18 protein-coding genes are annotated in these 24,897 nt (G+C 72.3%); 13 read left to right on the top strand and 5 right to left on the bottom strand.

Annotated elements, in window-relative coordinates:
* Positions 1-29 precede the first annotated feature (29 nt).
* The 5 genes from DOO78_RS06490 (at position 30) to DOO78_RS06470 (ending at position 7,187) form a co-directional block, all read left to right on the top strand.
* Positions 30-1,361 (top strand): NtaA/DmoA family FMN-dependent monooxygenase, encoded by a 1,332-nt coding sequence (locus DOO78_RS06490; RefSeq protein WP_111468919.1) that lies wholly within the window; start codon positions 30-32, stop codon positions 1,359-1,361.
* Positions 1,362-1,469: 108 nt separating this feature from the next.
* Positions 1,470-4,898 (top strand): indolepyruvate ferredoxin oxidoreductase family protein, encoded by a 3,429-nt coding sequence (locus tag DOO78_RS06485; RefSeq protein ID WP_111468918.1) that lies wholly within the window; start codon positions 1,470-1,472, stop codon positions 4,896-4,898.
* A gap of 107 nt (positions 4,899-5,005) precedes the next feature.
* Positions 5,006-6,178 carry an acyl-CoA dehydrogenase family protein gene (locus tag DOO78_RS06480; RefSeq protein ID WP_111468917.1) on the top strand — a complete coding sequence of 391 codons (1,173 nt, stop codon included), beginning with the start codon at positions 5,006-5,008 and terminating at the stop codon, positions 6,176-6,178.
* The gene (maiA, locus tag DOO78_RS06475; protein WP_111468916.1) at positions 6,175-6,807 is read left to right on the top strand and encodes a maleylacetoacetate isomerase; all 633 of its coding nucleotides are present in this window, start codon (positions 6,175-6,177) and stop codon (positions 6,805-6,807) included. Before DOO78_RS06480 ends, maiA begins: the two co-directional genes overlap by 4 nt.
* Before the next feature lie 38 nt (positions 6,808-6,845).
* Positions 6,846-7,187, top strand: coding sequence for a hypothetical protein (locus DOO78_RS06470; RefSeq protein WP_111468915.1), 342 nt, complete (start codon positions 6,846-6,848; stop codon positions 7,185-7,187).
* Positions 7,188-7,264: 77 nt separating this feature from the next.
* On the opposite strand, the gene DOO78_RS06465 is transcribed toward DOO78_RS06470, so the two are convergent.
* A complete protein-coding gene (locus DOO78_RS06465; RefSeq protein ID WP_128080011.1) occupies positions 7,265-8,020 on the bottom strand; it encodes a hypothetical protein in 756 nt (251 codons plus the stop codon).
* A gap of 391 nt (positions 8,021-8,411) precedes the next feature.
* On the opposite strand from DOO78_RS06465, the gene DOO78_RS06460 reads away from it, so the two are divergent.
* Positions 8,412-9,140: a Crp/Fnr family transcriptional regulator gene (locus DOO78_RS06460; protein WP_111468913.1), complete on the top strand. Its 729-nt coding sequence runs from the start codon at positions 8,412-8,414 to the stop codon at positions 9,138-9,140.
* A gap of 139 nt (positions 9,141-9,279) precedes the next feature.
* On the opposite strand, the gene DOO78_RS06455 is transcribed toward DOO78_RS06460, so the two are convergent.
* Positions 9,280-10,521: an MFS transporter gene (locus DOO78_RS06455; RefSeq protein ID WP_111468912.1), complete on the bottom strand. Its 1,242-nt coding sequence runs from the start codon at positions 10,519-10,521 to the stop codon at positions 9,280-9,282.
* A 284-nt stretch (positions 10,522-10,805) separates the two neighbouring features.
* Between DOO78_RS06455 and DOO78_RS06450 the strand changes: the two genes are divergently transcribed.
* Positions 10,806-11,828, top strand: coding sequence for an LLM class flavin-dependent oxidoreductase (locus DOO78_RS06450; RefSeq protein ID WP_111468911.1), 1,023 nt, complete (start codon positions 10,806-10,808; stop codon positions 11,826-11,828).
* Between the two features lie 62 nt (positions 11,829-11,890).
* Here DOO78_RS06450 and DOO78_RS06445 read toward each other — a convergent pair whose 3' ends face one another.
* The gene (locus tag DOO78_RS06445) at positions 11,891-12,982 is read right to left on the bottom strand and encodes an alpha-hydroxy acid oxidase (protein WP_111468910.1); all 1,092 of its coding nucleotides are present in this window, start codon (positions 12,980-12,982) and stop codon (positions 11,891-11,893) included.
* A gap of 289 nt (positions 12,983-13,271) precedes the next feature.
* Between DOO78_RS06445 and DOO78_RS06440 the strand changes: the two genes are divergently transcribed.
* Together DOO78_RS06440 and DOO78_RS06435 are read left to right on the top strand one after the other, a co-directional pair.
* Positions 13,272-15,485, top strand: coding sequence for a TonB-dependent receptor (locus tag DOO78_RS06440; RefSeq protein WP_243634427.1), 2,214 nt, complete (start codon positions 13,272-13,274; stop codon positions 15,483-15,485).
* Between the two features lie 148 nt (positions 15,486-15,633).
* Positions 15,634-16,320, top strand: a complete 687-nt coding sequence (locus DOO78_RS06435) for a Fe2+-dependent dioxygenase (protein ID WP_111468908.1) — start codon at positions 15,634-15,636, stop codon at positions 16,318-16,320.
* Positions 16,321-16,353: 33 nt separating this feature from the next.
* Here DOO78_RS06435 and DOO78_RS06430 read toward each other — a convergent pair whose 3' ends face one another.
* Complete coding sequence (locus DOO78_RS06430) at positions 16,354-17,442, bottom strand: TRAP transporter substrate-binding protein (RefSeq protein ID WP_111468907.1); 1,089 nt, start codon at positions 17,440-17,442, stop codon at positions 16,354-16,356.
* Between the two features lie 181 nt (positions 17,443-17,623).
* Between DOO78_RS06430 and DOO78_RS06425 the strand changes: the two genes are divergently transcribed.
* Both DOO78_RS06425 and DOO78_RS06420 read left to right on the top strand, forming a co-directional pair.
* Complete coding sequence (locus DOO78_RS06425) at positions 17,624-19,012, top strand: aminotransferase (protein ID WP_111468906.1); 1,389 nt, start codon at positions 17,624-17,626, stop codon at positions 19,010-19,012.
* Positions 19,013-19,095: 83 nt separating this feature from the next.
* Entirely contained in the window at positions 19,096-20,109 is a 1,014-nt protein-coding gene (locus DOO78_RS06420) for a cyclase family protein (RefSeq protein WP_111468905.1), read from the top strand.
* 186 nt (positions 20,110-20,295) lie between these two features.
* Here DOO78_RS06420 and DOO78_RS06415 read toward each other — a convergent pair whose 3' ends face one another.
* The gene (locus DOO78_RS06415; RefSeq protein WP_243634426.1) at positions 20,296-21,984 is read right to left on the bottom strand and encodes an ArnT family glycosyltransferase; all 1,689 of its coding nucleotides are present in this window, start codon (positions 21,982-21,984) and stop codon (positions 20,296-20,298) included.
* 51 nt (positions 21,985-22,035) lie between these two features.
* On the opposite strand from DOO78_RS06415, the gene DOO78_RS06410 reads away from it, so the two are divergent.
* Positions 22,036-23,355 (top strand): RsmB/NOP family class I SAM-dependent RNA methyltransferase, encoded by a 1,320-nt coding sequence (locus DOO78_RS06410; RefSeq protein WP_243634425.1) that lies wholly within the window; start codon positions 22,036-22,038, stop codon positions 23,353-23,355.
* 205 nt (positions 23,356-23,560) lie between these two features.
* Positions 23,561-24,895 (top strand): ABC transporter substrate-binding protein, encoded by a 1,335-nt coding sequence (locus DOO78_RS06405; RefSeq protein WP_111468904.1) that lies wholly within the window; start codon positions 23,561-23,563, stop codon positions 24,893-24,895.
* The last annotated feature ends 2 nt before the right edge of the window (positions 24,896-24,897 follow it).

The raw sequence follows: 24,897 nt of genomic DNA, 5'->3' as shown, positions 1-24,897 counted from the left end.
CCGGCGCGGTTCGGCGGTAGTCTCGCCCGATGCCCCGCGAGATCCGCCTCAACGCCTTCGACATGGCCTGCATCGGCCATATCCAGCACGGCATGTGGACGCATCCCCGCGACCGCTCCACCGACTACCGCCGGCTGGAGTACTGGACCGGCCTGGCCCGCACGCTGGAGCGCGGGCTGTTCGACGGGCTCTTCCTCGCCGATGTCGTCGGCGTCTACGACCTTCTCGGCGGCCGGCCGGATGCCGCGCTGCGGCAGGCGGTGCAGGTGCCGCTGCTCGACCCGATGCTGCTGGTGCCGGCCATGGCGGCGGCGACGCGGCATCTCGGCTTCGGCGTCACCGTCAATTGCAGCTACGAGCCGGCGGCGCTGCTGGCGCGCCGCTTCTCGACCCTCGACCACCTGACCGAGGGGCGCATCGGCTGGAACATCGTCACCGGCTATCTCGACAGCGCCGCCCGCGCCATGGGGCTGGCCGCGCAGCCGGCGCATGACGACCGCTACGCCGCGGCCGAGACGGTCATGGACGCGGCCTACGGGCTCTGGGAGGGAAGCTGGGGCGAGGGGGCGGTGCGGGCCGACCGCGCCGCCGGGGTCTATGCCGACCCCATGCGGGTCCGCCTGGTCCGGGCCGGCGGCATCGAGGCGATCCATCTCTGCGAGCCCTCGCCGCAGCGGACCCCGGTGCTCTACCAGGCCGGCGCCTCGGAGCGCGGCCGGGCATTCGCCGCCCGCCATGCCGAATGCGTCTTCCTCAACCCCTCCAGCCCGGAGAACGTCGCCCGGCTGGTCGCCGACCTGCGGGCCCGGGCGGCGCCGCGGCCGATCCGCGTCTTCGTCGGCGCCACCCTCATCCTCGGCCGCACCGGCGCCGAGGCGCGCGACCTGCTGGAGGAGTATCGCCGCCATGCCAGCACCGAGGGCGCGCTGGCGCATGCCAGCGCCTCGCTCGGCATCGATTTCGACCGCTTCGGCCTGGACGAGCCGGTCGCCGCCACCGGCAGCAACGCCATCGCCTCCAATGTCGAGGCCATGGCCCGGGTCTTCGGCCCCGGCTGGACCAAGCGCCACCTGATCGACCAGTTCGTCCTCGGCAGCCGGCAGAAGCCCCTGGTCGGCGGCCCGGACGAGGTTGCCGAGGCGCTGATTGCCTTCTGCGAGGCGACCGGGGCGGATGGCTTCAACCTCTCCCGCACCATCATGCCGGAATGCATCGAGGCGGTGGCCGACCTGCTGGTGCCGGCGCTGCAGGAGCGGGGCGCCTACAAGCGCGGATATGCCCCGGGCAGCTACCGCGAGAAGCTCTTCGGCGCCGGCCCGCTGCTGGCGCCGCCGCATCCGGCCGCCGCCTGGCGGGGGTGAGGCGCCCGAAACCGGGCCTTGCCCCGGCGTCCCGGCGGCCCGAGAGTCGGGGCCAGGCCGGGCGGCCGGGGGCGTCCCCGCGCTGCCCCACCCAGAAGAGGGATCGAGATGGGCAGCATCCAACGGCCCGAGGCGACGCTTGAGGATCGCTGGGAGAAGTCGGGCGAGACGCTGCTGCTGACCGGCATCCAGGCCCTGGTCCGCCTGCCGCTGCTGCGCCAGCAGCTCGACCGGGCGATGGGCTGGAACACCGCCGGTTATATCAGCGGCTATCGCGGCTCGCCGCTCGGCACCTACGACCAGCAGCTCCAGCAGCAGCGCAAGCGCCTGGCCGAGGCGAACATCGTCTTCCGCCCCGGGCTGAACGAGGATCTGGCGGCCACCGCCATCTGGGGCACGCAGCAGGTCGCGCTCTATGGCCGGCAGAAATTCGATGGCGTCTTCGGCATCTGGTACGGCAAGGGGCCGGGGGTCGACCGCAGCGGCGACGCGCTGCGGCATGCCAACTCCGCCGGCACCGCGCCGCGCGGCGGGGTGCTGGCCCTGGCCGGCGACGACCCCTCCTGCAAGTCGTCCACCATCACCTCCGGCTGCGAATATTCCTTCGTGGATGTCGAGATGCCGGTGCTCGACCCGGCCGGCGTCACCGAGATCCTGGAATTCGGCCTGAAGGCGATCGACATGTCGCGCTTCGCCGGCCTCTGGGTCGGCATGAAATGCGTCGCCGAGACCATGGACGGCGCCGGCACGCTGCTGGTCGACCCGGCCGCCTATGCCGCGGTCACGCCCGATTTCGCCTTCCCGGCCGATGGCGTGCACATCCGGCTGCGCGACCATGCCATCCCGCAGGAGGAGCGGCTGCGGCACTTCAAGCTGCCGGCGGCGCTCGCCTTCGCCCGCGCCAACGGGCTGAACCGCATCACGCTCGACAGCCCGCAGGCGCGCTTCGGCATCGTCGCCCGCGGCCGCGGCTATGCGACGCTGCGCCAGGCGCTCAGCGATGCCGGCATCACCGAGGAGCTGGCCCGCATGGCCGGGCTCCGGCTGTGGAAGGTCGGGCTCGCCTGGCCGCTCGATGCCGAGGGCGCCCGGGCCTTCGCGCGCGGGCTGGAGGAGGTGATGGTGGTCGAGGACCGCCGGCCGGTGCTCGAGCCGCAGCTCCGCGACGCGCTCTACCACCTGGAGGACCGCCCCCGCATCACCGGCAAGCGCGACGAGCAGGGGCGGCGCCTGCTCTCCGACCTCACCGAGCTCGACACCGGCGCGGTGCTGCGGGCCCTCGCCGCCCGGCTGCCGGAGGCGCTGCAGACCGAGCAGCTCCGCGAGCGCATCCGCCAGCTCGACCGCATCGCCCAATTGCAGATGCCGCCGATCCATGACCGGACGCCGCATTTCTGCCCGGGCTGCCCGCACAACACCAGCACGCGGGTGCCGGAGGGCAGCCACGCCATGGCCGGCATCGGCTGCCACACGCTGGCGATCTACATGGATCGCAACACCGATCTCTACACGCATATGGGCGCCGAGGGCATGCCCTGGCTCGGCATGGCGCCCTTCGTCTCCGAGCCGCATATGTTCGTCAATATCGGCGACGGCACCTATGCGCATTCCGGCAGCCTCGCCATCCGCCAGGCGGTCGCGGCCGGCGCCACCATGACCTACAAGATCCTGGTCAACAGCGCCGTCGCCATGACCGGCGGCCAGACGCCCGAGGGCGAGCTCGGCGTGCCCGAGATCGCGGCGCAGATGGCGGCCGAGGGGGTGGCGAAGATCGTCGTCGTCTCCGACGACCCCGAGCGGCATGTCGGCGACGCGCGCATGCCGCCGGGCATCGAGTACCGCCACCGCAGCGAGCTCGACCTGGTGCAGCGGGAGCTGCGCGAGGTGCCGGGCGTCACCGTGCTGCTCTACGACCAGCAATGCGCGACCGAGCGGCGCCGCAAGCGCAAGCGCGGCACCCAGGCGGCGGCCGACCGGCGCGTCGCCATCAATCCGCGGGTCTGCGAGGATTGCGGCGACTGCTCCCGCACCTCGAACTGCCTCGCCGTCGAGCCGGTGGAGACCGCCTTCGGCCGCAAGCGGCAGATCGACCAGAGCGCCTGCAACCAGGACCTCTCCTGCGTCGAGGGCTTCTGCCCCTCCTTCGTCACGCTGGTCGGCGCCGAGCCTGTGAAGAAGGCGCCCCCCGTCGTCGATGGCGTGCTGCCCGAGCCGACGCGGCCGGAGGTGCGGGAGGGCGAGCCGGCCTACAACATCCTGCTCGCCGGCGTCGGCGGCCAGGGCGTGACCGCGCTCTCGGCCATCCTCGGCATGGCGGCGCATCTGGAGGGCCGGCCGAGCCGCTCGGTCGACATGCTCGGCCTCGCCCAGAAGGGCGGCGGCGTCTTCGCCCAGCTCCGCATCGGCCGCCCCGGCGCGGCGCCCGAGACCATCGAGGCGCCGCGCATCGGCATGGGCCAGGCCGACCTGCTGCTCTCGGCCGACATGGTGGTGGCGCATGGCCGCACCGCCCGGCCGCTGCTCGGCAGCGACCGCACCATGGCGGTGCTGAACGTGGATCTGCAGCCGACCGCGCAATTCGTGAAGGACACCAGCACCCGCTACGACCGCGCGGGCATGCTGGCCAGCATCCGCGATGCCTGCCGCGAGGTCGTCGCCCTGCCCGGCGTGCAGGCGGTGGAGGAGGCGATGGGCGACCTCATCTACCTCAATGTCTGGCTGCTCGGCATCGCCTACCAGCGGGGGCTGGTGCCGCTCACGGCCGAGGCGATCACCCGGGCGCTGGAGCTGAACGGCGCCCAGGTGGCGCGCAACATGGCCGCCTTCGCCCTCGGCCGGCAGGCGGCGCTGGCCCCGCCCCTGCCCCTGAGTCCGGAGGAGGAGACGCTGGCGGCGCTGCTGGCGCGGCGCACCGCCGACCTCGCCGCCTATCAGAACGCCCGCTATGCCCGCGCCTATGCCGGCTTCGTCGCGCGGGTGCAGGCCGCCGAGCAGGTGGCGGTGCCGGGGGAGGAGCGGCTGGCGCGGGCCGTCGCCACCCAGCTGCACCGGCTCATGGCCTACAAGGACGAGTACGAGGTGGCGCGGCTGCACAGCCTGCCGGAATGGCGGGCGAGCCTGGCGCAGCACTTCACCGGCACGCAGCGCATCGAGCTGAACCTCGCCCCGCCGCTGCTGGCGAAGCCCGATCCGGTCACCGGCCTGCCGCGCAAGCGCGCCTTCGGGCCCTGGATGCTGCGGGCCATGGGCTGGCTGCGCCACGGCAAGGCGCTGCGCGGCACCCCCCTCGATCCCTTCGGCCGCACCGAGGAGCGGCGGATGGAGCGGGCCCTGATCGGCGAGTACTGCGCCGGCATCGAGCGGCTGCTGCCCCGGCTCTCGCCGGCGACCCATGCCGCGATCTGCGACTGGGCCGAGGCGGCCTCCGGCATCAAGGGCTATGGCCATATCAAGGCCCGCAACGCCGCGGCGGCGCGGGAGCGGATGGCGGCGATCGAGGCCGGGATCGGCGCGCCGGTGGCGCTGGCGGCCGAATAGGCGCCCGGGCCCCGATCGGTTCGACCGGCTTCACCGATCGGGGCCCAGGCCATTGTTTGATGGCGTGATTCACGCTTTGGCTGATATCGCGGGACGGAGGAGACACCATGCCGCTCGACACCCAGCCGCACGCCGCCGCCTTCGAGCTGCCGGAGGCGACGCGCGAGCTGCGCGAGACCGCCCTCGCCTTCGCTGCCGAGCGGCTGGCGCCCCATGCCCTCGAATGGGATCAGGCCCGCCACTTCCCCGTGGAGGAGATGCGCGAGGCCGCCGCCCTCGGCATGGCCGCGCTCTATGTGCGGGAGGAGAGCGGCGGCGCCGGCCTCACCCGGCTCGACGCGGCGGTGGTGTTCGAGGCGCTCTCGACCGGCTGCCCGACCGTCGCCGCCTATCTCTCCATCCACAACATGGTCGCCTGGATGATCGACCGCTTCGGCAGCGAGGCGCAGCGGGCGGAATGGCTGCCGGCGCTGATCCCGATGCGGAAGGTCGCCAGCTACGCCCTGACCGAGCCGGGCTCCGGCTCCGACGCCGCGGCGCTGCGCACCCGGGCACGGCGCGAGGGAGGGGATTACGTCCTCGACGGCAGCAAGCAGTTCATCAGCGGCGCCGGCGTCTCCGACCTCTACCTCACCATGGTGCGGACGGGTGGGGAGGGGCCGGGCGGCGTCTCCGCCCTGCTGGTCCCGAAGGAGACGCCGGGCCTTTCCTTCGGCGCCAACGAGAAGAAGATGGGCTGGAACGCCCAGCCGACCCGGCCGGTGATCTTCGACGGCGCGCGGGTGCCGGCCGCGGCGCTGCTCGGCGAGGAGGGGCAGGGCTTCCGCTTCGCCATGGCCGGGCTGGATGGCGGGCGGCTGAACATCGCCGCCTGCTCGCTCGGCGGCGCCCAGGCGGCGCTCGACAAGGCGCTCGCCTATGTGCAGGAGCGCCGCGCCTTCGGCCGCGCCATCGCCGATTTCCAGAACACCCAGTTCCGCCTGGCCGACATGCAGACCGAGCTGGAGGTGGCGCGCAGCTTCCTCTGGCGCGCCTGCGCCAAGCTGGATGCGAAATCGCCGGACGCCACCGCCTTCTGCGCCATGGCCAAGCGCTTCGTCACCGATACCTGCTCGAAGGTCGCCGACGACGCGCTGCAGCTCCTCGGCGGCTATGGCTACCTGGCGGAATACGGCATCGAGAAGATCGTCCGCGACCTCCGCGTCCACCGCATCCTGGAGGGCACCAACGAGGTGATGCGGCTGATCGTCGCGCGCAGCATGTTGGGGAGGCGGGCATGATCCTCTACGATTACTGGCGCTCCTCGGCCGCCTACCGGGTGCGCATCGCGCTCAACCTGAAGGGCCTGGAAGCGGAGCACCGCTTCGTCCACCTGCGCCGGGGCGAGCAGCGGGGCGCGGCGCATCTGGCGCTGAACCCGCAGGGGCTGGTGCCGGCGCTGCAATTGGAGGACGGCACCGTCCTCACCCAGTCCCTGGCGATCTGCGAGTATCTCGACGAGACCCATCCCGAGCCGCCGCTGCTGCCGCGCGAGCCGGTGGCCCGCGCCCGGGTGCGGGCCTTCGCCCAGGCCATCGCGGCCGAGATCCATGCGGTGCAGAACCTGAAGGTGCTGAACCGAGTGAAGGGGCTCGGCCAGCCGCAGGAGGCGGCGAATGCCTGGGCGCATGACGTGATCGCCGAGGGGCTCGCCGCCTGCGAGGCGCTGCTGCGGGACCAGCCCGGCCCCTTCTGCTTCGGCGCCGCGCCGGGCCTGGCCGACATCGCCCTGGTGCCGCAGCTCTACAATGCGCGGCGCTTCGGCGTGGCGCTCGAGGCCATGCCGCGGCTGCTGGCGGCGGAGGCCGCCTGCCGGGCCCTGCCGGCCTTCGCCGCAGCGGCGCCGGAGCGCCAGGAGGACGCGGAATAAGGCTTGCCAGGCGCAGGGCATTCGCGCACAGTTTCGTAATGTTCCGACTTTCTGCCATCCTGGCCCTGGTCCTCGTTGGCCTCGCCGCCCCGGCGGCGGCGCAGCAGCGCGTGGTGGTGACCGAGGGGGCCACGGTCGCGGTGCCGGCCCGGGGCGCGCCGCGGGCGGCCCGCTTCTCCTACGCCCCCGCTGCGGCCGGAGGCGGCGGCGCCGTGCGGCCGCGCTATGGCCGCCTGGCGCCGCGCGAGGCGGAGCCCGGCCCGGCCGCCCTGCTGCCGGCGGCCGCCGTCATGGTGCCGTTGGCCGCCGCGGCGGCGCTGGCCGCGGCGCTCTCGGGCGGCGGTGGCGGCGGCCTCTCGGCCCCCGTCCGGACGCGCTGAGCCGGATGCGCTGAGAAGGGATCGCGCCGCGCGGCGTGACTCACGCGATCAGGCCGGGTCGTGGAGCGCTGCGACACTCAGCGCTTCGGAAGCGGGCGCCGCAGGGCCCGGCCGATATTGGCCCGCGCCCTCGCCTCGAAGGCGGTGTGCAGCCGCGCATGGCGCAGCAGCCGCGGCGCCGCCCGGATGCGGGCGAGGAAGGCGCGCTGCGTCTCGGCGAAGGCCGCGTCGTCGAGATGGCGCGCCTCGGCCCGCAGCCCGCGGCCGTTGCGGTCGAAGATGGTCGCCTCCTCGCCGATCGGCGTCAGGTCGAGATCGAGCAGCCAGAGCCGCGCCGCGCCGCGCTCGCCATGCGGCACCGGGGTGTTCAGATGGTCGGCGGTGGCCTGGATGGTCTCGGCGACCCAGCCGATCTCCTTGGCGGTGAAGCCGTGCAGGCGCCGTGCCGCGCGCCGCCAGAAGGCCGCCGAGCGTGCCTCGTTGTCGGCCGCGCCGGGCACCAGGATGACATCGTGGAAGAGGATGGCGGCGGCGATCATCCGGGCGACGCGCTTGCGCCGCATCGGCCCCGTCCGGCCATAGCGGCGATGCCGGCACCAGAGCACGGCGAGGTGCTGCAGCCCATGGTAGCCGCGCCAGGGCGCCGCCATGCGGCGCAGCAGCTCCGCCCGCAGCACCGGCGGCAGGTCGACGGTGTCGAGCAGGTGGCGCAGGCCGCGCGGGCGGTTCACGGCGCGGCCGAATTGCCGCGGCGCCGGGACGCGGCCAAGCCGTGTCCTGGCCGGCGCGGGGCTGGCGGGCGGGGCGACGCGCCGGGCCTGTGGGCGGGCCATGGCCTGGCATTCGAGGCTGCTCGTCGGACCTGAATCGACCGTGCTGACGCCGCCGCTGACATGATCGAGCATATGTTACCGATAGGAATTGATGGGACACTGGGGGCTGGCGCGGCCCCTGCCGGCGGGGCGCCGGCCTGCGGGCATCGGCTGCCCGGGCCAGGCGTTCCCAGCCCTTCGCCGGAGATCCGGTAACGGATGGCGCAAACCTCTGGCAGGCGCCGGGAGCCTTGGCCACGGCGCGCCGGAGACGGATCCTGTCGCTGGCATCGCAACGAGTATGCGGCCTCGCCGGGTTCCGGGCTGTGCGCCGTCGCACAGCCGAGCTTGCTCTCCGCCCGGCACTGCGGTCTCTTCAGCATAGATCCGGATCGAGACGATGCGGTCAGCCATGACCCTGACCCCCGAGGATGAGCGCCTCTCCCGTTTCCCCCTGCTGCGCGAGGTCGAGCCCCGCCGGCTGGCGGAGGCCGCGCGTCAGGCGCGTTGGCGCAAGGTGCAGCCCGGCGAGGTGGTGATCGATTTCGACGACAGCTCGGACGAGGTCTTTCTCATCATCTCCGGCACGGTCCGGGTCGCCGTGCATTCCGCGAGCGGCCAGGAGGTGATCCTCAACGAGGCCGGCGCGGGCGAGATCTTCGGCGAGATGGCGGCGATCGACGGGCTCAGCCGTTCGGCCAACGTCACCGCGGTGCACAACACGGTGCTCTGCTGCCTGCCGCGGGCCGCCTTCCTCGACCTGGTGCTGCAGACGCCCGCGGCGGCGCTGCAGCTGCTGCGCCTGCTGACCGGCAGGCTGCGGCTGCTCGATGCGCGCAATGTCGAGCTCGCGGTGCTGCCGGTGCGCCACCGGCTGGTGGCGGAGCTGCTGCGCCTCGGCCGGCCGCGCGAGGACGGGCAGCTCCGCATCAGCCCGCCGCCGGCGCAGCACATCCTGGCGGCGCGGATCGGCGCGCGGCGGGAGGCGGTCTCGCGCGAGCTTTCGGCCATGGCGCGCGAGGGCAAGGCGGTTGTCACCCGCCAGAGCATCCTGCTGCCGCGGCCGGACATGCTGCGCGAGGCGGTGCGCCGCGCCATGGGCGGCGATCCCGGCCGGACGGTGAAGAAGCCGCCGGTCTAGAGCAGATCCGCGAACCAGCGCGAGCGGATCGTGGTCTGGAGTGTTTGCACCGCGCTCAGGCCCGGTGCATCCCCCCCAGTCCGCTGGTCCGTTGCACGTCCCTTATTGCATCCTCCGGGCCGTCTGGCCTGTCCGCCGGCTATCCGGCCGCCAGCGGCCGCTTCGCCCGGCGCTCGCCGACCAGCGCCATCGCCATGGTGGCCACGATGAAGAAGACCGAAGCGGCGAAGACCAGCAGCGGCTGGCCCTGGTCCATCAGGTAGCCATAGAGCATCGGCCCCACCGTGCCGCCGATGTTGAAGCCGGTGGTGACGATGCCGAAGACCCGGCCCACCGCATCCGGCGGCGCCGCGGCGCGCACCAGCATGTCGCGCGAGGGCATGATGATGCCCGAGAGGAAGCCGGCCGCGCCGAGCGCCGCGACCAGGGCCACCGGCCCGAGCGGCACCAGCCCGACCAGCGCCACCAGGGTCCCGGTCAGCCCGAAGCCGAGCGCCGCCACGTCGCCATGCCGGCTGGTGCGGTCCGCCACCACGCCGCCGGCCAGCACGCCGAAGGCCGAGAGCAGCATGAAGGCCGAGAGCGCGACATTGGCGATGGCGAAATCCACGCCGCGGCCGCTCACCAGCGCCGCGACGGAGAAATTCTGCACCCCGCCGGTCGAGAGGCTGAGCAGCGCGAAGAAGGCGGTCAGCATGATGACCGCCGGCGTCAGCACCGAGCCGCCGGCCGCGGCCGGCCGCTTCGCCGCGGCGCGCGGGGCCGGTGCCGGGTCGCCGGCCAGCGCCAGCGGCAGGGCGGCGGCGAAGGCGAGGCCGCCGGCGGCGAACATCGCCGCGGGGAGGCCGCCGAGGGCCGAGACGCCGAGGGTCATGGCCGGGGCCAGGGCGCCGCCGAGATAGCCGGCGAAGGTGTGGATGGAGAAGGCGCGGCCGATCCGCGCCTCGCCGATGCTGCGCGACAGCATCTCGTAATCCGCCGGATGATAGACCGCGTTGGCGAGGCCGAGCGCCGCCGCCGCCGCCAGCAGGGCCGGGTAGGAGGGAAAGAGGCCGAGCGCGACGAAGGCGCTGCCGCCGAGCAGCAGCCCCGCCACCAGCACCCGGCGGGAGCCGTAGCGGTCCACCGCGAAGCCCATCGGCGCCTGGGTCACGCCGGAGACGATGTTGAACAGCGTCAGCGCCAGGCCGAGCTCGATGAAGCCGACGCCGAGCCGGGCCTGCAGCAGCGGGAAGAGCGGCGGCAGCACCAGGATGTGCACATGGCTGACCAGATGCGCAGCCGAGACGAGCGAGAGCGAGCGCAACTCGGACGGCGCCCAGCCCCGGGCCGCGTCCTGGCCTGGGCCCCCGTCGCGGGACCGGCTGTCCTGCTGCTGCATCCTGGCGTTTCCCTCGCACCCTGTCCGGACAGATGGGCCGCCCGGCAGGCTGCGCCAGGATCGGTTGCCGGGCCCTGGCCGGGAAGCCTGGCCTCGCCGGGGCAGGGTCGCGCCGCGGGCATGGGTTGGCGGCGGGGCAGGGCGGCGCCGGCCGCGTCCCGGGCATGAGGATCATTGGCGCCGGTGATTGGCGGACCGGCGGCCCCCGCCCCAGATGAGCCCCCGACAGACCCTCCCCCACAGGCTCCAGCGGCGGCGCCGCCGCCCAACCGGACGACACCCCCATGAAGAAGATCGGCTTCCTCTCCTTCGGCCATTGGTCCCCCTCGCCGCAATCGGGCACCCGCTCGGCCGGCGATGCCCTGCTGCAATCCATCGACCTCGCCGTGGCGGCGGAGGCGCTGGGCGCGGATGGCGCCTATGTCCGCGTGCATCACTTCGCCCGGCAGCTCGCCTCGCCCTTCCCCCTGCTCGCCGCCATGGGCGCGAAGACCAGCCGCATCGAGCTCGGCACCGCCGTGATCGACATGCGCTACGAGAATCCGCTCTACATGGCCGAGGATGCCGGCGCCGCCGACCTCATCAGCGGCGGGCGGCTGCAACTCGGCCTCAGCCGCGGCTCGCCCGAGCAGGTGATCGAGGGCTGGCGGCATTTCGGCTATGCCCCGCCGGAAGGCGAGAGCGATGCCGAGATGGGCCGCCGTCATGCCGAGGTCTTCCTCGAGGTGCTGAAGGGCCAGGGCTTCGCCCAGCCCAACCCGCGCCCGATGTTCCCCAACCCGCCCGGGCTGCTGCGGCTGGAGCCGCATTCCGAGGGGCTGCGGGAGCGCATCTGGTGGGGCTCCGGCTCCAACGCCACGGCGGTCTGGGCGGCGCGGCAGGGCATGAACCTGCAGAGCTCGACGCTGAAGGACGACGAGACGGGCGAGCCCTTCCACATCCAGCAGGCGAAGCAGATCCGCGCCTATCGGGAGGCCTGGACGGAGGCGGGGCATGCCCGCACGCCGCGCGTCTCGGTCAGCCGCAGCATCTTCCCGCTGCTCGACGACCGCGACCGGATGTATTTCGGCCGCGGCGGCAAGGAGGAGGACCAGGTCGGCTTCATCGACGAGCGCACCCGCGCCATCTTCGGCCGCGGCTATGCGGCCGAGCCGGAGGCGCTGGTCGCGCAGCTCCGCGGCGACGCAGCGATCGCCGAGGCCGACACGCTGCTGCTGACCATCCCCAACCAGCTCGGCGTCGACTACTGCGCCCATGTGATCGAGGGCATCCTGACCCAGGTCGCCCCCGCCCTCGGCTGGCGCTGACGGGGCGGGCCACCCCCGGGTGGGCCCCTGAATGAGCGTCCCTGAGTGAGTGCCCCTGGACCCTATCCGTCCCAGAGGACCGTGCGGTCGATGCTCTCGAGCGTCGGCCGCCCGGTCAGCGCCATGGCGGTCTCAAGCTCGGTGCGCAGGATCTTCAGCGCATGGATCACGCCCACCGGCCCGCCCACCGCCAGCGCGTGGAGGTAGGGGCGGCCGATGAGCACCGCCCGGGCGCCGAGGGCGAGCGCCTTCAGCACGTCGGTGCCGCGGCGGATGCCGCCATCGAGCAGCAGCGGCACCTGGCCCGCCACCGCCTCGGCGATCCGCGGCAGGGCCTCGATGCTCGCCGGCAGCGTGTCGAGGCTGCGGCCGCCATGGTTCGAGACGATGAGGCCATCGACCCCCTCCGCCAGCGCCCGCCTGGCATCCGCCGGCGCCAGGATGCCCTTGAGGAGCACCGGCAGCCGGGTGAGGGAGCGCAGCCAGGCGATGTCCCGCCAGCTTGCCGCGCCATCGAGCAGGCCGCGGAAGACCTCGCTCTCCGCCGGGCCCGCGCGGGTCGGCGGCGGCGGCGGCAACCCGCGGAGATTGACCGCCTCGACCCCCGGGGGCAGGCGGAAGCCGGCCCGCTGCTCGCGGTTGCGCAGGCTGACGGGGGCATCCGCCGTCACCACCAGGGCGCGGTAGCCGGCCGCCTCGGCGCGGCGGACCAGCGCTTCGGTGAAGCCGCGGTCATGCTGCACATAGAGCTGGAACCAGAGCGGCGCCCTGGCGACGCCGGCGATCTGCTCGAGGCTGTGGCTCGCCTGGGTGCTGACGACCATGGCGGCGCCGATGGCGGCGGCGCCGAAGGCCGCCGCCAGCTCGCCCTCGGGATGAACCAGGCGGTGGAAGGCGACCGGCGCCAGCAGGATCGGGAAGTCGAGCTCCTGGCCGAACAGGGTGAGGCGCGTATGCGGCGCCGGCAGCGCGGCCAGCACGCGGCTTTGCAGCCGCAGCCGGTCGAAGGCCTCGCGGTTGGCGCGCAGCGTCAGCTCGTCCGCGGCGCCGCCGGACAGGTAGGCCCAGGCCGGCTCGCTGATCCGCGGCCGGGCCGTGGCCTCGTAATCGGCGAGGGAGACGATGCCGGCCGGGATGGGGGGAGCGTGGTACATCGGCGCCGAACCTAGAACAGATCCCGACCGGGTGGACGCCCCGATCGGATGACGATGGTTCGATGCTCGAAGCGCGAGCATCGGCTTTGGTCCTGGGCTGCGGCCGCGCCGCGCATCCTCAATCCACAGGCGAGTTACGCAAAACGCATTACGTGTCCGACCCGTATTGCCCCTGTATCACAATGCAACTAAGAGTCACTCGCATTGAATGCCTTGTGAGGACGGAATGTCGAGACGGACGCTGCTGCTGTGTGGGGCTTCGCCGAGCGCCCTTGGCATGGGGCTGGTGATGGCAATCTCCGACACGGCGTCGGCACAAGTGGCACCCCCGGCGCTGGCCCAGGCCGAGACGGCGCCGGCCTTCGCCTCCTCGCCCACCATCGCATTGCCGACGCTCGATGTCCAAGCGCAGGAGCCGGCGAACACCCTGCAGCGCGGCACCGGGTTGAGCCGCATGCCCGGCACGGTGCAGGAGACGCCGCAGACCATCAACATCATCCCGCGCGAGATCCTGGAACAGCAGAACGTCACCACCCTCGACCAGGCGTTGCGCAACGTCCCCGGCATCACCGCCTCCATCGGCGAGGGCAATGGCGGCGTCAACGGCGACCAGTTCCGCATCCGCGGCTTCGCCACGCAGAACGACGTCTATGTCGATGGGCTGAAGGACTTCGGCTCCTACACCCGCGACGCCTTCAACATCGACAGCATCGCGGTGATGAAGGGGCCCTCGGCGACCACCTTCGGCCAGAACAACATCGGCGGCGCCATCAACATCAACACCAAGACGCCCTTCCTCGGCAACAGCTACGGCGGCAGCATCACCGGCGGCCTCGGCCCGCTCTATCGCGGCACCGTCGACATCAACCAGCAGCTCGACTCGACGACCGCCGTGCGGTTGAACCTGATGGGCCAGTACAACCGTGTCGTCGACCGCGACAAGATCGAGTCCGGCCGCTTCGCCATCGCCCCCTCGATCGGCTTCGGCCTCGGGACCAATGTCTCGCTGACCGTCGACTACATGCATTTCGAGGATCGGCGCATCCCCGATTACGGCGTGCCCATCGTGACCGCGCCGGGGCAGACCGTGGGCAAGCCGGTCACCGAATACGGGGTCAGCCGGAAGAACTGGTATGGCTGGGACCTCGACCGCGATGACGTGACGGTGGACCGCTTCACCGCCCGGCTGCGCTACGTGCCGAATGACTGGCTGACGGTGACCAACGACACCCGCTTCAGCTATGTGACGCGCAACTTCGCAGCCTCGCCGACGAGCTGCTCCTCGACCGGCGCCGGCAACTGCACCCAGTACCTGTTCGACAACAACCCCCTCACCGTGCCCACGGTGCAGGCCAGCGCCGCCGGCAACCCCTTCCACCAGGAAACCTGGGGGCTGCAGAACGTCACCACCGCGGTCGCCCGCTTCCACACCGGCTTCCTGCGGCATGAGGCGACCTTCGGGCTCGATGCCTGGCTCCAGCACGACGAGCGCACGGGCTATGCCTACAACCCGGCCACCCGGCCCTTCGTCAGCCTGTTCAATCCGAGCCATTCGGCCGCGGGCTTCAGCGTGGTGGCGGCGACCGGCGCCAATGTGCGCGAGACCGACCAGCGCTACCTGGGCGGCTTCCTGATCGACCGGGTCTGGCTGACGCCGCAGCTCTCGGTCATCGGCGGCGTGCGCGTCAGCAACTACGACATCGACTACAAGACCTATGGCAGCGGCGCCGCCACGACCATCATCTCCTCGAACAACACCTTCGCCGATCCGCGCGCCAGCCTGGTCTTCGAGCCGACCAAGACCCAGACCTACTACTTCTCCTACGCCACCTCCCACAGCCCGCCCGGCTCCTTCATCACCACCCAGCCGGCGACCTTCACCGTCGGCAACAGCGGCCTCTCGCCCGAGACCAACACCATCTACGAGCTGGGCGCCAAGGTCGGCGTCATCGAGAACCGGCTTGGCCTCTATGGCGCGCTCTACCGCATCGAGAAGGGCAACGCCTTCGTGTCGGACCCGATCTCGGGCACCATCACCCAGTCGGGCGACGAGCAGCGCAACCAGGGCATCGAGGTCGGCGTGACGGGCGCGATCACCCGCGACTGGGCCTTCACCGCCAACTACACCTACATGGACAGCGAAACGACGAAGTCCAGCACCGCGGCCAATCTCGGCAAGCGGGTGCAGTACGTGCCGAAGCACGCGGCGGCGCTCTGGACCACCTATGAGGCGATGCGCGACACGCCCTACCAGTTCACGGTGGGCGGCGGCATCACCTATCGCAGCCAGGCCTTCCTGAATGCGGCCAACACCGCCGAGGTCCCGGCGAATTTCACCCTGGATGCGGTGATCTCGCATAATTTCGGCGAGCGGCGGCAGTGGCGCGTGGCCGTCAACGGCTACAACCTCACCAACGAGCTGAACTACGACGCGCTGTTCGGCAACCGCGTCAACCCCTCGGCGGGACGCACGGTGCTGTTCAGCCTCGCCGCCGTATACTAAGAGCGTCCCCTTCTGCCCGAGTTGCGTCACGGCCTGCCGCGGCGAAGCCGCGGCAGGGCAACGGGCAGCGGCGGATCTGATGGGCGCTGTGACGAGCGGGGCCGGGACGGCCCCGCCCGGTGGCCGGCGGGCATGCGGAGGGGATGGGATGCTGATCCAGATCCGACAGGTGCTCTCGCCCGAGGAAGTGGCGCATTGCCGCCGTGCCCTCGAAGCCGCCGCCTGGGCGGATGGGCGGCAGACCGCGGGCGAGCAATCCGCCAAGGCGAAGTTCAATCTGCAAGTGCCGGAGGACAGCCGGGTCAGCCGCGAGCTCGGCGATCTCATCCTGCGGGCGCTCGGCCGCACGCCGCTCTTCACCTCGGCGGCCCTGCCGCTCCGCGTCTATCCGCCCATGTTCAACCGCTACGACAAGGGCATGAAATTCGACGCCCATGTCGACAACGCCATCCGCTACGTGCCCGGCACCAACGGCTTCCGCCTGCGCGCCGATGTCTCCTCGACCCTCTTCCTCACCGACCCCGCCAGCTATGACGGCGGCGAGCTGGTGGTCGAGGACACCTACGGGACGCATGCGGTGAAGCTGCCGGCGGGCGACATGGTGGTCTATCCGGCCACCAGCCTGCACCGGGTGAACGAGATCACCCGCGGCAGTCGCTGGTCCTCCTTCTTCTGGAGCCAGTCCCTGGTGAAGGACGACGGCAAGCGCGCCTTCCTCTACGACATGGACATGGCGATCATCGGCGTCCGCAAGTCCCTGCCGGACGACCACCCGAGCGTCCTCGCCCTGACCTCCAGCTACCACAACCTGCTGCGCCGCTGGTCGGAGATATAGGCCGCGGCCGGCGGCGCCGGCCGCGGCCCGCCCTCAGCGCCGCAGGCGCCGGATCTGGTAGCTGTCGAAGCTGTATTCCGAGAGCTGCAGCCACTGGTAGCCATCCTGGCGGAAGGCGCTCATGTCGCGGTAGATCTCGGCATAGACCGGATCGGCCTTCGCATACTCCTCGTGCATCTTCGCCGTCTCGTCGAAGCAGGCATCGAGCACGCTCTGCGGGAAGGGGCGGAGCTGCGCGCCGGCCGCGACCAGCCGCTTCAGGGCCTGCGGGTTCAGCGCGTCGTATTTCGCCAGGCCGAGCGAGGTGGTGGCCGCGGCGGCCGTCAGCAGGATGCTGCGATAGGCGGCCGGCAGCTCCTCGAACTTCCCCTTGTTGACGAAGAGCGAGAGGATGCCGGTGCCCTCCCACCAGCCGGGATAGTAGTAATAGGGCGCGACCTTGTAGAGGCCGAGCTTCTCGTCGTCATGCGGGCCGATCCACTCGGCGGCGTCGATGGTGCCGCGCTCGAGCGAGGGATAGATGTCGCCGGCGGCGATCTGCTGCGGCACGCTGCCGAGCCGCTGGAAGACATGCCCGGCCAGGCCGCCGATGCGGAATTTCAGCCCCTTCAGGTCCTCGGGCGAGCGGATCTCCTTGCGGAACCAGCCGCCCATCTGCGCGCCGGTGCTGATCAGCGGCCAGCAGAGCACGTTGTGCTTCTCGTAGAGCAGCTTGTTCAGCTTGTCGTTGCCGCCCGCCTCGTAGAGCCAGGCCATCTGCTGCCGGCTGTTCAGGCCGAAGAGCAGCACCGTGCCGAACATGAAGGCCGGGTCGGTGCCGATCGAGTAGGAGGAGGCGGTGAAGCAGCTCTCGACGAAGCCCTTCGAGGTGGCCTCGCGCGCCTCCAGCGCCGGCACGATCTCGCCGGGGGCGAAGATGCGGATGGTGAAATTGCCGTCCGTCGCCTCGCTCACCATGCGCGAGAGGTTGGTCGCCGCGCCGTAGAGCGTGTCGAGGTTGCGCGGGAAGCTGGAGGTGAGCCGCCAGCTCACCTTCGGCGCCGCCTGGGCGAGCGCGGGCGAGGCGAGCCCCGTTGCCGCCGCGGGCAAGGCCGCGGCCTGCAGCATCCTGCGTCTGTTCATGGATCGGTCCCTTCCCGTCGGGGCCTCTTCCGGTGCCCCCTGCGGCGAGGGTAGGACGGATGCCGGGCCAGCGGAATCGCCGGCGCGGACAATTTTGCCCGCGCCGCCGCCTCGCCGCGGGTTGACGCGGTGCAGCGAAAGCGATCCGCTGCCGATTGTCCGATCCTGCCGGAGCCCGCCGATGCGCCCGAACAGCCTGCACGCCGCCGACCTCGCCCATATGGTCCACCAGCAGACGGACCTCGACGCGCATGGCCGCGAGGGCGCGGTGCTGATCAGCCGCGGCGAGGGCGTGCGGGTCTGGGACACCGAGGGGCGGGAATACATCGAGGCGATGGCCGGCCTCTGGTGCGCCAGCCTCGGCTTCTCCGAGCGCCGGCTCGCCAAGGCGGCGCATGACCAGATGCTGGCGCTGCCCTATTACCACACCTTCTTCCAGAAGGGGCACGAGCCGAGCGTCCGGCTGGCCGAGAAGCTCGCCGCCATCGCGCCGGAGGGGCTGGAGCACGTGCTGTTCCAGTGCAGCGGCTCGGAGGCGAACGACGCCGCCATCAAGCTCATCTGGTACTACAACAACGTCACCGGCCGGCCGCAGAAGAAGAAGCTCATCGGCCGCATCCGCGGCTATCACGGCAACACGGTGGCGACCGCCTCGCTCTCCGGCCAGCCGCATATGCAGGCGGATTTCGACCTGCCGCTGACCGACCGCTTCCTGCACGTCTCGAACCCCAATTACTACCGCTTCGGCGAGACGGGGGAGAGCGAGGAGCAGTTCAGCGCCCGCATGGCGGCCGAGCTGGAAGCGCTGATCGCGCGGGAGGGCGGCGAGACTATCGCCGCCTTCTTCGCCGAGCCGGTGCAGGGCGGCGGCGGCGCCATCACCCCGCCGCGCGGCTATTTCGACCGCATCCAGCCGATCCTGAAGAAGCACGACATCCTCCTCGTCGCCGACGAGGTGATCTGCGGCTTCGGCCGCACCGGCCATCTCTGGGGCTCCGAGACCTATGGCATGCGCCCCGACATGCTCACCTGCGCCAAGCAGCTCACCGCCAGCTACCAGCCGCTCTCGGCGCTGCTGATCTCGGACCGCATCCATGCCGCGCTGCTGGAGGGCAGCCGGCGCAACGGCAGCTTCGGCCATGGCTTCACCTATGGCGGCCATCCGGTGGCCTGCGCCGTCGCGCTCGAGACGCTGGCGATCTACGAGGAGCGCGACATCCTCGGCCATGTGCGGCGCGTCTCCCCGGCCTTCCTCGAGGGGCTCGGGCAGTTCCGCGAGCATCCGCTGGTCGGCGATGTGCGCGGCGTCGGCCTGATCGCGGGGGTCGAGCTGGTGGCGGACAAGGCGACGAAGGCGCCCTTCCCGGCCGCCGCCAAGGCCGGGCTCAAGGTGCAGGAGGCCTGCGAGAAGGCCGGGCTGATCGTGCGCGCCATCGGCGACCGCATCGCCTTCACCCCGCCGCTGATCATCACCGAGGCGGAGATCGGCGAGATGTGCGCCCGGTTCCGCGCCGGGCTGGACGCCGCCTGGGCCGGGCTGCGGGACAAGGGCGCGCTGGCGGCGGAATAGCCGGCGCCGCGAAAGCTTCGCTTTCCCGATCGCTGGCGCTGCGGCTAGCCTCCCCGTGTCGCAAGACGCGGGGAGGAACATCGATGCGCAAGATCAGCCTGGCGGCCGCGGCCGCCCTGGCGCTGCTGCCGATCGCGGCCAGCGCCCATGATGGCCATGACCACGGGCCGGCGCCGCTGCTGCTGGCCCAGGCGGCCTCGCCGCCCGCCGCCGCCCCGGCCGGCGCCTGGTACCCCTCCAAATACGGCGCCAACGACCAGATCGGCGCCATGAACCTGCTGACGCCGCAGAAGGTGCTGGAGGCGGCGAAGCTGGTGACGCGCGGCCAGGTCTATGCCCTCGGCGTGCCGGTCGGGCGCGACACCCCGGCCTTCCCGCCGCGCTTCGCCACGGTGACGGTGATGATGCCGGACCAGTTCGCCGGCAGCCTCGTGCCCTCCGAGAACAAGATGTCCTATGCGGACGACATGTTCACCGGCTGGCTCGGCGTCGGCAGCCAGATCGACAGCTTCGCGCATCTCGGCATCGACAACACCTTCTACAACGGCAACAAGGCCGCCGACTTCATGCACACCACGGGGGTGACGAAGCTCGGCGTCGAGGGCATCCCGCCCATGGTCTCGCGCGGCGTGCTGGTGAACATGGCGCAGGCCCGCAACAAGCCGATGCTGGAGGAGGGCGAGATCATCACCGCCGACGACCTGCGCGCCGCCATGCGCGACCAGGGCGTCGAGGTGCGCCAGGGCGACGTGTTCCTCATCCATACCGGCTGGGTCGAGATGCTCGACCGCGACGCGCCGCGCTTCGGCAAGGGCGAGCCGGGCATCGATGTGGGCGCGGCGGAGTTCCTCGCCGGCCTCGGCGTGGTGGCGGTCGGCGCCGATACCTGGGGCGTCGAGGCGGTGCCCTTCAAGAATCCCAACCGCGTCTGGGAAGGCCACCAGGTGCTGCTGGCGAAGAACGGCGTCCATATCCTGGAAGTCATGGACACCCGCGGCCTGGCCCGCGACCAGGTGAAGGAGTTCCTCTTCGTGCTCGGCCAGCCGCGGCTGAAGGGCGCGGTGCAGGCGATCATCAACCCGATCGCCATCCGCTGAGCCCACCCCGCGGCGCCGCCCGGCGGCGTCGCGGGTCGCGCCGCGAGGCGCGCCTGTCGGCGTCGCGCCGCAAGGCGCGCCTTACGGCATCGCGTCACAAGGCGCGCCTTACGGCATCGCGTCACAAGGCGCGCCTTACGGCGCGACGCCGCGAAGCCCTGGCAAACCGGCGGTTTGCGCCCGGCCTCAATCGCCGCGGCGGAACAGCATCAGGGTCACCCAGCGGCCGCGGGTGTAGTTGAAGCCCGTCACCTGGCCGATCTCCTGCACCGACAGGCCGAGCGTCGTCGCCTCGTGCTCGAAGTCGCCCTCGGCGCGGTTGCCGACCGCGACCACCCGGCCCGTCCCGCCGGCCAGGAATTGCGCCGCCTCGGTGCCGGTGCGCAGCAGCCGGGCCTCGCCGCCGATGGCGAAGAGCACCGAGGGCTCGGAATGGCCGGTGATGCCGAACTCGCCCGGCAGCAGCCCGGGCGAGCGCGCCGCCAGGGTGGCGGCCAGGCGCGGCGCGATCCAGAGCGGCTCGAGCCGCGGCACCACCGCTTCCAGCACCGCGGCATAGAGCGGCACGGCGAGCAGCGCGCCGAGCAGCCCGGCCCGCCCCCAGGCGCCGCGCCGGGCGCTGCCGGCCACCAGCCAGACCAGCAGCGCCGCCAGCGGCAGCACCAGCAGCCCGCCGCCGAAGGGCTCCTGCAGCATCACCCAGCAGGCGGCCTCCGCCGCCACGGCGAGGCCGAGCGCCACCAGGCCGAACAGCCAGAGCGTCACCCGCTGCCACCAGCGCGGCGGCATGTGCCGCAGCGGGTCCATCGCCCAGGCGGCGCCGAGCAGCATCAGCGCCGGGTAGAGCGGCAGGGTGTAGTGCGGCAGCTTGGTCTGCACCGCCTCGAAGACCAGCCAGGAGGGCACCACCCAGGCGAGCAGGACCCGCGTCGGCGGGTTCAGCCGGTCGCGCCAGGCCGCCGGCAGGGCGGTGAGCACGATCCAGGCCGAGGGGAAGGCGGCGATGGCGAAGCTCAGCAGGTAGAAGCCAGGCGGGCCGCCATGCTTCTCCTCGCCGCTGCCGATCTTCGACAGCATGTCGCCGCCGACCGCCTGCTCGAAGAAGCGCCCGTCCGTTGCGATGCCGATAGCGACGAACCAGGGCGCCGCGGCGGCGACCATCAGCGGCAGCCCCCAGCCCGGCCGCAGGGCCCGCAGCCAGGGGGCGCCGCGATCGGCGATGGCGAGGGTGATGCCGGCCAGCAGCGGCACCATCGGCCCGACCGGCCCTTTCAGCAGCACGCTCGCCCCGAGCACCAGCCAGAAGCCGGCGGCCTGGCGGGCGGTGAAGCGCTCCGGCCGCAGATAGGCCTGCGAGAACAGCCCCATGGCCGCGGCGACGGTGGCCAGCAGCGCGGCGTCGGTCTTGGCGATATGCGCCTCGGCCACCAGCACCAGGGAGGAGGCGAGCATCGCCGCGCCGAGGAAGGCGGCCCGCCGCCCGACCAGGGAGCGGCCCCAGTGGAAGGTGGCCAGCACCGCCAGGATCCCGCCGAGCAGGCTCGGCAGCCGATAGGGCCAGATATCCCGCCGCGTGCCGAGCTGCGCCGCCTCCACCAGATGCACCGAGGCGGCCTGCAGCCAGTGGATGCCGGCCGGCTTCTTGTTGCGCTCCTCCTCGCCGACGCGGATGCGGACATAGTCGCCGCTCTCGACCATCTGCTTCGTCGCCTGGGCGAAACGGCTTTCGTCGCGGTCGGTCGCCGGCAGGGTGAAGAAGCCGGGCAGCCAGAGGGCGAGGCAAAGCAGCACCAGCGCCAGGCGGGGGCGGCGTTGCAGCGCTTCCGGCAGGGCGCCGAGGGAGCGGTCGGGGCTGGACGGCGCCGAGATATGCATGGGCGGGCGCACTAGCATGGGGCGGTGCCGGCGGCCATAAAGGGCGGCCTCATGGCAGCCCCCACCCAGAATCCGGCCCGTCGCGCCGCCGCCGCCCTGCTCGATGCCGTCCTGTTGCGGCATCGGCCGCTCGAGGAGGCGCTCGACGCCCTGCCGACCGATGGCCGGCCGCACCGGGTGCGGGAGAAGGGGCAGGCGCATCCCGGGGCCGCGGTCTCGCCGCGCGACCGGGCGGCGGCGCACCGGATCGCCGCCGCCGTGCTGCGCCGCACCGGCTCGCTGGATGCGGTGCTGGAGCCCTTCCTGCGGCGGGAGCCGCCCGGGCCGGTGCGCACCGTGCTCCGCCTCGGCGCGGCGGAGCTGCTGCTGCTCGGCACCCCCGCCCATGCCGCCGTCGGCAGTGCCGTCGACCTGGTGCCGAAGCCCTTCGCCGGGCTGGTCAATGCCGTGCTGCGGCGGGTGGCCGAGGCCGGGCCGGCGGCGCTGGCGGGGCTGGAGGCCGAGCGGCTGGACACGCCCGCCTGGCTCTGGAGCGCCTGGCACGCCGCCTATGGCCCGGCGGTGCGCGACATCGCCGCGGCGCACCGGCAGGAGGCGCCGCTCGATCTCAGCCTCGCGCCCGGCGCCGCGCCGCCGGAGGGCGGCGAGGCCCTGCCGACCGGCAGCCACCGCTACCCGGCCGGGACGCGGGTGACCGAGCTCGCCGGCTTCGCCGAGGGCGGCTTCTGGGTGCAGGACGCCGCCGCCGCCCTGCCGGCCCAGCTGCTGGCGGCGCGGCCGGGCGAGCGCGTCGCCGATCTCTGCGCCGCTCCGGGCGGCAAGACGGCGCAGCTCGCCGCCGCCGGCGCCGCGGTGACGGCGGTGGAGCGGGACCCGAAGCGGGCGGCGCGGCTGCAGGAGAACCTGACGCGGCTGCGCCTGCCGGCCGAGCTGGTGGTCGCCGATGCCCTGCGCTGGGAGCCCGGCGGCGCGGCCTTCGACGCCATCCTGCTCGATGCCCCCTGCACCGCGACCGGCACCATCCGCCGCCACCCGGACGTGCCGCATCTGAAGCGGCCGAAGGATGTCGGCGCGGCGGCGGGGCTGCAGCGGGAGCTGCTGGCCGCGGCGGCGCGGCTGCTGGCGCCGGGCGGCCGGCTGGTCCTCGCCACCTGCTCGCTGCAGCCCGAGGAGGGCGAGGCGCATCTGGCGGCGGCCGCGGCGCTCGGCCTCGCCCTCGATCCGGTGCGGCCGGAGGAGCTGCCCGGCCTCGCCGGGGCGATCACCGCCGAGGGGGCGGTCCGCACCCGCCCCAATCTCTGGCCGGACCGCGGCGGCATGGACGGCTTCTTCATGGCCCGGTTCCGCAAGGCCCGCTTCCACAAGGAATGACCGCCGCCAGCGCCGCCGCCGCTTGACGCCGCCGCACCGCCTGTCTCAGGCTGTGCGAAAGGCCGTGCGCAAAGGAACGCGGCGTTGGGGGAAGCGCAGGCGCCCCGGCCCCGCCGGATCCATGCACCAGCCTGTCCTGACGTCCGTTCCACCCGACGGGGACCACCCCGCGCGCCCGGCCACGAGGCAGGGAAGGACGGACGAGATGGAGCGCAACGGGACTTCGCGTCGCACGCTGCTGCAGGCCGGGGCCGGCCTCGGCCTCGCCGCCGGCGTGCCGGCCACGGCACGGGCGCAGACCGCGCCGGCGCGCGGCGGCGATCCGCTGCGGGTCGGGCTGCTGACCGACCTCTCCGGCCCCTTCGCTGGCGCCGGCAGCGTGCCGCTCTTCAACGGCTCCGAGGTGGCGATCGCCCTCTTCAACGAGCGCGGCGGCGTCGATGGCCGGCCGGTGGTCGCGGTCAGCGCCGATAGCCAGAGCAAGGCCGATGTCGCCATCAACGAGGCGGAGCGGCTGCTCGGCCAGGAGGGGCTCGAGGTGGTGATGGGGGTCTATTCCTCCGCCCATGCCGTGCCGCTCTCCGGGCGGTTCGAGGCGCAGAAGAAGATCATGTGGATCACCTCGGCGATCGCCACCGCGGTGCTGAAGGACAAGCATTTCCGCTACGTCTTCCGCCCCACCGTGCATTCCGACCAGTATGCCGAGGGCACGGTCTCGGTGATCCACGAGCAGGCGCAGAAGAAGCTCGGCATGGCGCCGGAGAAGGTGAAGCTCGCCGTCATCTACGAGGACGGGCCCTACGGCACCGGCGTCTCCTCGGCCATCGAGGCGAATGCGAAGAAGTTCAACATGCCGGTGGTGCTGAAGGAGGCCTATTCGGCGACCACGCCCGACCTCTCGACCCTGGTGACCAAGCTGCGGCGGGAACGGCCGGACGTCGTCTACCAGGCCGGCTACAACCCCGACATCACGCTCTTCCTGCGCCAGGCGCGCTCCGGCGGGCTGCGCTTCCGCATGCTCTTCGGCCATGGCGCCGGCTGGTCGCAGATCGACCGGCTGTGGGAGACCTTCGGCAAGGACCTGCAGGGCATGGGCAACGCCGACCCGGCGGCGACGCAGATGCTGGACTGGGAGAGGCTGCAGCCCGGCGTCGGCGAGCTGGCGAAGACCTTCGTCGCCCGCTACCAGGCGAAGCACAAGATGAACGACCTGCCGACGCATGCCTCGATGGGGTTCAACAACACCTGGATCTTCCTCGAGCACGTGCTGAAGCCCGCGGTGCGCAAGACCGGCGGCATGACGGCCGAGGCGCTGCGCGAGGCGGCGCTGCAGGTGGACATCCCCGAGGGCGGCACCATCCAGGGCTACGGCGTGAAATTCGAGCCGCCGGAATCCAGCATGGCCGGGCAGAACAGCCGCAGCCTCTGCGTGGTGATGCAGTTCGACAACGCCAAGTCGCATGTCATCTGGCCGGCCTCGCTGGGCCGCGACCCGGTGCTGCCGCTGCCCCCCGAAAGCCCCTACGCGCTCCGGTCCTGAGC

The sequence above is a fragment of the Roseicella frigidaeris genome, from assembly GCF_003258945.1.
In the GTDB taxonomy this organism is placed as follows: Bacteria; Pseudomonadota; Alphaproteobacteria; order Acetobacterales; family Acetobacteraceae; genus Paracraurococcus; species Paracraurococcus frigidaeris.
The sequence above is the reverse complement of the archived record's forward strand: the minus strand, read 5'-3'. Positions and strand labels throughout refer to the sequence as shown.